At 67.1% G+C, this 1,123-nt stretch carries 1 protein-coding gene; it reads left to right on the forward strand.

Annotated features, from left to right (window positions below):
• The first annotated feature begins 236 nt into the window (after positions 1 to 236).
• Positions 237 to 437 carry a hypothetical protein gene (locus AC5LUJ_RS17180; protein ID WP_493465284.1) on the forward strand — a complete coding sequence of 67 codons (201 nt, stop codon included), beginning with the start codon at positions 237 to 239 and terminating at the stop codon, positions 435 to 437.
• Positions 438 to 1,123: the final 686 nt, after the last annotated feature.

The following is a 1,123-nucleotide window of genomic DNA, read 5'->3' on the forward strand; positions in this document are numbered from 1 at the left end:
CCTCGGACCCCACTACGCCGGACCCTGCCACGCAGCGCGGCCGGATCCCTGCCATCTACCGGGGCCGGTCACACATCAATGATCCTCCACCGTCGCCGTCACACAGCGTGTGGCGACAAAGCGTAACTATCGTTGATAGATTTGCCCTCATGGGCTGAAATCGGTAGAAAGCGAAGCGGACACCGCAGGTCGTGACCATCACCCAAATGGGGTGATGTGTCCGAAGGAGAACCGCGGTGGCTGTCGACCCACGTGTGGTCACGATCCTGGTGGTGGCGCTGTGCGCCGCCGTTTCCGTCGTCGCGGCACTGGTCGCCGGGATCCTCGCCCGCGTCGACGGCGCCAGCCTGGCCGGTGCCGCGCGTGCCGGCGGGGCCGCGTTCGCCGGCACGTTCGCCCTGACCCTCGCGACCGCCACCATGCTCGGCGGCCGGTAGCCGGAGAAGATACGCGCGCTCAGGCGTCCCGGTCGACCTCCCGCACCGGCCGTGCCGGCCCGGCGCGGGAGGTGCTGGGGGCGTCCGGCATGATGGCGGACACAACTGGACAGCCACTGACGGGCACGACTCCCGCCGGGCCTCCCAGCGTCGAGCGGCGTCTCGCCGCTCCCCTGGTCCCGGGAGGTGATGCCCATGGCAGCAGAACCGATCATCGTGTTGGCGTTGATTGTGCTTGCTGTCGTCCTCGCGCCGCGTCGGCGGTGACGAGGGGGTGGGGACGAGCGATCCGCTCGGACCCACTCTGTTCGCCGGATCCCCTATAGCGCTATACAGGATCGCGCTACACGTGTCGCAGGTCCTGCTCCCGATCACGCGGACCGAACGGTTTCCCCTTGGCGTACGTTTCCGCCCTGACGTCTCGAGGGCCTGGACCTTGACGACGGCGCGAGGGTCGTCCTGTTTCACGAACCACTCGGCCTACAGGATTGACGTTCGTCGCGACACGCCGAACACTTGTTCGCCTTCACTGATCTCGAGGATTACCCTCCTACCAGGACTTTTACGGATGGGAGGCACATGACGGACCTGACGCGGGAGGAGCAGGCGCTCTTGGACTCGCTGCGGACGGGCCGGTCGACCAGCGGTCTCGATCGCGACGAGCAGGCGATCCTGACGTCACTGAC

Source organism: Protofrankia sp. CiP1_Cm_nod3, from assembly GCF_982290655.1.